The organism is Pseudomonas agronomica (assembly GCF_025917275.1).
GTDB classification, from domain to species: Bacteria; Pseudomonadota; Gammaproteobacteria; order Pseudomonadales; family Pseudomonadaceae; genus Aquipseudomonas; species Aquipseudomonas agronomica.
Genome location: NZ_JAOSHO010000236.1, coordinates 1 through 7,698 on the forward strand (window position 1 = coordinate 1; position 7,698 = coordinate 7,698).

At 53.1% G+C, this 7,698-nt stretch carries 7 protein-coding genes; 6 read left to right on the plus strand and 1 reads right to left on the minus strand.

Features of this window, described 5'->3' with window-relative positions; all coding sequences use genetic code 11:
• The 6 genes from OC610_RS16740 to OC610_RS16765 form a co-directional block, all read left to right on the plus strand.
• On the plus strand, nucleotides 1-3,362 hold a 3,362-nt coding region (locus OC610_RS16740), incomplete at its 5' end, for a DUF637 domain-containing protein (RefSeq protein ID WP_456300304.1).
• Complete coding sequence (locus OC610_RS16745; protein ID WP_264429158.1) at nucleotides 3,359-3,952, plus strand: hypothetical protein; 594 nt, start codon at nucleotides 3,359-3,361, stop codon at nucleotides 3,950-3,952. The genes OC610_RS16740 and OC610_RS16745, both read left to right, overlap by 4 nt.
• Nucleotides 3,953-4,139: 187 nt before the next feature.
• Entirely contained in the window at nucleotides 4,140-4,487 is a 348-nt protein-coding gene (locus OC610_RS16750; RefSeq protein WP_264429159.1) for a DUF3969 family protein, read from the plus strand.
• Between the two features lie 99 nt (nucleotides 4,488-4,586).
• Complete coding sequence (locus tag OC610_RS16755; protein ID WP_264429167.1) at nucleotides 4,587-6,032, plus strand: DUF637 domain-containing protein; 1,446 nt, start codon at nucleotides 4,587-4,589, stop codon at nucleotides 6,030-6,032.
• Nucleotides 6,033-6,041: 9 nt separating this feature from the next.
• Entirely contained in the window at nucleotides 6,042-6,512 is a 471-nt protein-coding gene (locus tag OC610_RS16760; RefSeq protein ID WP_264429161.1) for a DUF2247 family protein, read from the plus strand.
• Nucleotides 6,513-6,603: 91 nt separating this feature from the next.
• The gene (locus OC610_RS16765; RefSeq protein ID WP_264429163.1) at nucleotides 6,604-7,023 is read left to right on the plus strand and encodes a hypothetical protein; all 420 of its coding nucleotides are present in this window, start codon (nucleotides 6,604-6,606) and stop codon (nucleotides 7,021-7,023) included.
• A gap of 156 nt (nucleotides 7,024-7,179) precedes the next feature.
• Here OC610_RS16765 and OC610_RS16770 read toward each other — a convergent pair whose 3' ends face one another.
• Nucleotides 7,180-7,617, minus strand: coding sequence for a hypothetical protein (locus tag OC610_RS16770; protein WP_264429165.1), 438 nt, complete (start codon nucleotides 7,615-7,617; stop codon nucleotides 7,180-7,182).
• Nucleotides 7,618-7,698: the final 81 nt, after the last annotated feature.

Here is a 7,698-nt window from a genome sequence, read left to right on the forward strand (position 1 = left end):
AACAGGCCGTGCTCGCCCGTACCGGGCAGCGCTTCATCGATGGGCAGACCAGCGATGAGGGCATGTTCAAGTACCTGATGAACAATGCCATCGCCAGCAAGGAGCAACTGAACCTGGCCGTTGGCGTGACCCTGACGTCGCAGCAAGTCGCCGCGCTGACCCATGACATCGTCTGGATGGAAGATCAGGTCGTCAACGGCGAGCACGTATTGGTGCCGGTGCTCTACATGGCCCAGGCCAACAACCGGCTGGCGGCCGATGGCGCGCTGATCCAAGGCAAGAACCTCACGCTGATCGCAGGCACCGACCTGAGGAACGCCGGGACGCTGCGTGCCAGCGAAAACCTTTCGGCGGCGGCCGGGAACAATCTGGTCAATACCCGCCTGGCGGAGGCGGGCGAGCGGCTCAAGCTGGTCGCGGGCAAAGACCTGGTCAACATGCAAGGCGGCATCCTCAAGGGCAAGGACGTCGAGTTGTCGAGCCTGACCGGCGATATCCGCAATGAGCGGACCGTCAGCGTCATCGAGAACAGCGGCAAGGGCTTCAGCTCGAAAACCTCCGTGGTCGACAACGCGGCACGCATCGAGGCCGGCAACAACCTTACCGTGCGCGCGGGGCGCGACTTGCTGAACGTGGGGGGCGCGATCACGGCGGGCAACGATGCCGACTTGAGCGCCGGCCGAGACGTCGTCATCTCCGCCGCTCGCGAAGAAAACGGCTCGATGCGCCAGGACAAGCGCCACTTCTGGGAACAGAGCCAGACGGTCCAGCATGCCAGCGAAGTCAAGACGGGCGGCGACCTCAACGTCACCGCCGGCAACAACCTGACCGTCGTCGCCAGCCATCTCCAAGCCAAAGGCGACATCAACCTGAGCGGCAACGATGTCGCCCTGATCGCGGCGGCGAACGAGGACTCCAGCGAATACCGCTACAAGCGCAGCGGCAAGAAGATCAACAAGGAAGAAGACCACGTCCAGCAACAGGCGACCACGCTTGAGGCTGGTGGTGATGTAAGGGTTTCGGCGCGTAATGACCTGTTGATGGTCGCGAGCAAGATCGCGGCGGGTAATGAGGCTTATCTGGTCGCGGGTAACCAGTTGAGTCTGCTGGCGGAGCAGAATCGGGATTATTCGCTGTATGACATGAAGAAGAAGGGCGGTTGGGGCAGCTTGAAGATGCGGCGTGATGAGGTGACACAAATCACCCATGTCGGCAGCCAGATTCGCTCCGGAGGTGACCTGATACTCAAGAGTGGCGATGACCAGCGCTACCAAGTGGCCCAACTTCAAAGCGGAAAGGATCTGATACTGGAAAGCGGCGGCGCCATCGTCTTTGAGGGCGTGAAAGACCTGCACGACGAAAGTCATACCAAGACCAATAACAACGCGTTCTGGAACTCCGCCAAGGGCAAGGGCAACACCGACGAAACCTTGCGCCAGACTCAGATGACGGCAGCGGGCAACATCACCATCAAGGCGGTCGAAGGCCTGAAGATCGATATCAAGCATGTCGATCAACAAACGGTCAGCCAGACCATCGATGCGATGGTCAAAGCCGATCCGCAGCTGGCTTGGATCAAAGAAGCCGAGCGACGCGGTGATGTCGATTGGCGGCAGGTGAAGGAAATACATGAATCCTTCAAATACAACACGTCGGGCTTGGGGCCGGCTTCGCAGTTGATTATCGCCATCGCCCTGGCCGCCGTAATGGGGCCGATGATGGCCACCATGAATACCATGGTTCAGGCCGGAGCAATCAGCGTCGCGACCAAGGCGACGGTCAGCACCATCGACAACCGAGGAAACCTCGGCGCGATTGCCAAGGACGTTACTTCCAGGGACAGCTTGAAAGGGTATGCCGTCTCTATAGCTACTGCTGGGGTTACGCAAGGGCTTGGTTATGACGCAAGTACAGTTGGCTTCAATGCCGAGAGCGTAAAGACAGTCGCTATGAAAGTGGCAGCGGATGCCACGATTAAAACAGCTGTGTATGGAGGCAGTTTCCAGGACAACTTAGCAACTTCTTTGGCTGGAACGGCGGCGAGCATTGGTGGAGCGTACGGCGCCGGAAAAATCGGCGACTTAGGCTTGGCCGGAGGCAGCTTGGAAGCAATCGTGCTCCATTCGGCCCTGGGCGGATTGATGGCCGAGGTCATGGGAGGAGACTTCCGTACAGGTGCAATAGCGGGCGGGGCAAACGAGGTCCTGATCGGCTTGCTGGGGGATACGCTCCTGCCCTCGCATCTGGAGCCCGGTACGCCTGAATACACTCGGGCCCAAGAAAATCTGGTCGCACTTTCGAAAGTTGTCGGGGTACTGGGTGCCGCGGCCTCTAATGGGGATCTCGACGTTGCTGCACAAGTGGCGGGTAATGCGACACAGTACAATTTTTTAAGCCATCGAGATGTCCAAGAACTTACCGATAAAGCCAAAAACTGCGAGTCGGAAGGTACCTGCGATGATTTACAGGCTGAGGCGAGTCGTCGAGACGCGGCCAACCACCAACGGTTGATGGATTGTCAACGGGCGGGGAACTGTCCCGAAGTTCGAGCCGAAATAGACGCTGGCTCTAAAGCTGTAGACTCATTGGTTGCTATCCTACCCGAAGGGAAATCCGCTGACATACTGGGACGTTTTACTGGAATAGGTGGTGGCAATACTCGTGATTGGACGACAGCGGGCCAGCTTCATATTGAACAAGTTGCTCAAATGTTCGTGGGCGGGAACGCCGAATGGGCACCATCTTTTGGGCAGTGGCTGGACCAGTCGGGGTTCAATCCTTTTTCCTTCAACGCCCCTGGTTTGTCAGCAACGGTAGTTCCCGGAGGTGCTAAGTCAATAGAGCCAGGGTACGTTGATGTTTTTCCAGGAAATCCTGGTCGGATTTATAACGACATACCTGCGACTTCCGCAATTGCCCGTGAGGGACTGCGCAACACTTTAGCCGAGCTATCAGGTGTGCCCGTAAATATGGTAGAAAAACCTTCGAGTGTTTGGGGGGCATCGATAGATGATATGAAAAGATTCTTTACGTTGGAAGGTGCTACCCTGAGCCCTTCAGTAAAAGCGAAGACTTCTGGTAACGCTCAAGCGTATAACGTAGAGGGAAGCGCGACCGGTATTGTGAAAATTCAATATAGTCCTTCAACGGTTGGGAAAGCTACAAAGTCTGGTCATGTGGGCGAATATTATAAGCTTAGTTATAAGGATGGGAGCAAAGTTAAAGTTATTGATCCTGTTGAGTATAAGCCTTCATTTAAGCAGACTGGTGAGCCGCAGTATGATAAAAATACGGAATATTTGAATCCCCAAGGGGTTAAGGTTATATTTGACTCTTCAAGAAATTTATGGGTCCCAAAATGAGCGAAGTCATAGGTTTTGAGATTTCTTGGGATGCACCGGTAGAGCCTTCTAAGTCTCTGGCCGGAGTTCCGCTGGCTGCGTCAGTCGGTGAGTTAGAAAAAATATTTGATTTTTATTTGGTTGATACGGATAAAGCCCTTTATCAATTTAAAGGCTCGCCCGTCCTTTCTATGGCTAAGGACATCGATGCGAATGGTGATGGGGGGTACGGGTTCTCCGTTTTTGACCGACAGTTGACTAATTGGAATTTATTTTTTGATTCTCCAGAACATGGAGGAGCGGACCCGCGAGCGCTCTATATTATAGTTCGCTCTTGGAAGGTTTTCGCAGTTAAGGCTTGGATGTTTGAAAAATATCTGGAGGGTGGCGGGCCCGTACATTCATATAGGGGAAAGTTGAGCTGTGGCATAGGTCTTGGTGACGCGCTAATTGATCTTTTATCTCATGCTCAGCTGGAGTTTGACGAGGAAGAGGGCTGGTACGTTGCTGAAGGTTCTTATGATGGGTTAGAGGTAACAGGTTATGGTGTTAGTTTGGATGACGAATCTGACCAAGCTATCATGGCGTTGGCTGTGCTAATTAGTGAGTAGGTGGTAAAGAGGGGGTGAATGGGAGAAAGGGGAAGGGGTTATAGAAAAATGGAGAAGAAGTCTATTGCTTTAATGTTAGATAAAAATCGCACCATATTTCTGTTCCGCTATTCTTCTTTTTCCTGTTGTTGAAGTTAAAGTGATAAGTTTTTTAAGTGAGCGCTAAGTTGGTTGGGTTAATGGCCACATGAAAGATATGTCCTTGGTATTAGAGGTTTTTGAAGTTGAAGAGTCTGCTAGGTTTTTGTCCGCGTTGTCGATAGGCTTGTTAGTGTCTGTTCAGCGCGGCGCAATAACGTTGGAAGAGGCTGAGCGGCTTCTTTTTTCGCCAAGAAGCTCAAGGGTCTTGAACGAAAAAGGAATTCCATCCGAGATTGGTGAGTTGATAATGGACTGTTGTGAGCTGGGGGATGTGCTTGATTTGGTACCATCCAAATTCGATAACAATGTGCAAATTCTTTTGGATAAGTTTGTGGATTTTTTGAAGGCTTCCAAATCTCGTAATACTGACTTAAATTTTTTGGAGCTTAAATAGCTTGGAGGGGGTGAGCAGTAAAGGGGACAGATTTATTTAAAGGAAAGGTGAAAGCCATCGCTCTATTGGTTAAATAAATCTGTCCCCTTTTCTAGCACCATCGACAACAAGGGCAATCTGGGACGTGCGCTGAAAGAGACAGTCAGCGCCGACAGCCTGAAGAGCGCAGCGATTGCCGGTTTCACTGCGGGTGCCTTGGAGTATGCGGACCAGAACTGGTTTACCGGTGCCGACGGCGCCGGGTCAACCGCACAAAGCGTCGAGCCGTCCGCAGGTTCGGCGGGTTCGGCGGGTTCAGCTGGTACGGCATCGAGCGCCAGCAACTCCTCCAAGGACATTTTCCGTTGGAGTAACGCGACTGACACGGCAATCCGCACAACCGGGCGAGCGGTCATTTCCAGTGGCATCTCCACCGCGATTGGCGGCGGCAGCTTCGGCGATAACTTCAATGCTGCCCTGCTGGGAGAGGCCGGCAATGTGGCGATGGCGACTGGTTTCAACTGGGTGGGTGACACCATCAAGTTCCCGGATGGCGGCCCTCAGAAAATTGTCGCCCACGCGATCATGGGCGGGCTGCTGGCTGAACTGACGGGAAGTGATTTCAAGACCGGCGCGGTCGCTGCCGGTTTGAACGAAGCACTGATCCCTGGCATGGCCAAGGTGGCGGGTGAAAACAAAGATCTGCAATTGATGCTGTCACAGCTGACGGGGCTATTGGCTGCGGCCGCAGTGGATGGCGACCTGAATACAGGCTCGAAGATCGCCGAGAAAGCGACCGCCTTTAACTACCTGTTCCATGCCGAGCTGCTCGAAAGGGAACAGAGGCTCAACACCTGTGCCTCCCCAGCGGACTGCCAAGCTGTCAGGGAGTACTACAACAACCTCGATACGACTCGGAACAAAGAGTTCGGCCAGTACTGCCGTAATAACCCGGCGGCTTGTTTGCAAGTGACCAAGCAGTTGGCGGATGAGATCCCGGCCAATGAGAAATTGCTGCATGACGGCAGAGGTGCCGGACTCGATCGCTCGATAGCACTTTGGGAAATTACTCGTGGTAATGAGCGGGCTATCAATACGGGTATCATCGAGAAGAATCGTACCGATCACGGCGATGGTGCGGCGTTTTTGACGGAGCTTGCGGCGGATGCGTTGAATCCGGATAGGGATTTGTTCGCATCGACTGCTGGGGGGAAGGGTGGTACAACCGGGGTTAAGGTTGGGGTTGTTGGGGATGGTCCCAAAGGGATTGATAACTCAGTTCTAGGAAAGCCAAGGGTTGGGAGCGCTAATAAGCTTCCTGATGGACAGCACGGCTTCAATGATATTATCGATAATTACGCTGGTGATGCTGCAAAGTTCGAAATACCAACCAAGGGTGCTGGCGGAGTTGTGCTAAGAGTTTCCGAGCTAAGGCAAATTGAAGGCAGTAACAATGGAGTTAGTGGCGTGTTTGAATGGATTGTTGATGAGGGAAATGTGACCCATCGGCGTTTTATTCCCGGCGGTCAGGTGACTGGGCGACCTAACCAGACTCCCAGAAGGTAGGAACAATTTATGTCACCATTCAACATGCTGTCAAAGTTAGGGTTGGTGTGCTGGCCGACCCTCCATTTAGGGCTCAAGAAGGGATGGGTGAAAAGAAATGATGTTTTTAAATATGCTATCGATAAGCTTGAAGATGGTAAGGACAGTCAGGGTGTCGTTTTAATCGCGGGCGGCGATTACCTATCTGATGAAGAACTTCTCTCGTTGATCGAGGGGCAACTGCAAGGGGAGGACGTTGCTTTCGATATAGATAAATGGCGCCTAGCATTTTTGCTTTGTATTGAAGAATCCACTGAGAGCGATGAAAGTAAGTTGCGTAGGCTTCAAGAGATATATGCGGATTTTGATTATCCTGAAGATATGTCGCTGTGTAGTATATATTCCTCGGGCGATACTCCTCCGCTTGTGGAGATGGGTAAAGTTGTTCAAAAACTGAAGGGGCGTTTTTTGCTTTCAGAGGACGGAGGCGTATTTAATTAAAAGGCGGAAGGGGCGTTTATCGCTGAGCTGTTAAATGATTTTTTGCCCTTTTTTCTTCTGAGTCGAAATAAAGTGCCTAGGAGGGCCATTGATGCGACACGATGTTGTCTTGCGCTTTATCGCACCGGTTTTGTCATGCTTCACCTTGACCGGCTGCATTCACTACGAGCATAAAAGCGCAGAAGGAAAACCCTGGGACGAGGTTGCGACGATTCGGCAGTTCGACAAGAGTCTGTCGATATCCAAGATCGATGACGATACGTCGTTATATTGGCTAGCCCGCCAGACTGAATATCGACTCGGAGCAGGACGGCACAAGCTTTCCGTGAAGCACGCCATTGGAACTGAATACAGTTGGCCCGTGGAGATGACGGTCGATCTGGAGGGGGGGCGTACCTATGGTCTTTATGGCACGTCTTCGATGAAGTGGTGGTACTACGAGGTTCGGGATCTTGAGACAGGGCGTTCTGCGAAGGTGGTGGATCCGGCTGCTACCGCTGCGCCTAACTAGGCAACTCGGGGTTTCAGGAATATTGAGTTGGTTGCTTTGGGGCTGCTGCGCAGCCCAGCGGGGATGAATCCCCTCGCCACAAGGGACTGTCGGCGATGAATAGCGAGGGCTGCTTTGCAGCCCAGCGGGAGCCGGTTGATTGAGCAACAGGTGGGGTTACAGCGGGCACCACGGGTCTCCCCCGTTTGCGCTTTCCAGGATTTTTGGAAAGTTTCGCGCAAATCCCCAGCCTGAGGCCACGGCGGTCATGGTGGTTGCGCAGGCGGGGTTCTTTTGCGAGACGATCACGTTCATATAGAACTGGCTTCCGTAGATCGTTGGCGCCCACAGCACCATGTCGCTTCTTTCGGCGTTCCGGTCGACTTTCAATTGAATGGTGTTGACGAGTCTTGCGCCGGTGTTGAGCTCGGTCACTTGGGGGTGGAAGCAGTGGTTCAGGTAGCGTTGCACCCGTTCTTCCACCAGCGCCCGCTCTTGCGTCAGGCAATATTCGGGGCTGGTTGTGCCGGTGTTCAACAGCTCATCCTTGGTATATGGATGCAGCGAGCAGCCGCCCAGTAATAGAAAAACGACTCCTGTAAATCCCTTGTACAAATTCAAGCTCCTTTGAGATACGGCGGGTTGCCAAAGCGGATTGCCGCAAGGCGGCGGGCGGGACTATACGCAATTTTTTCA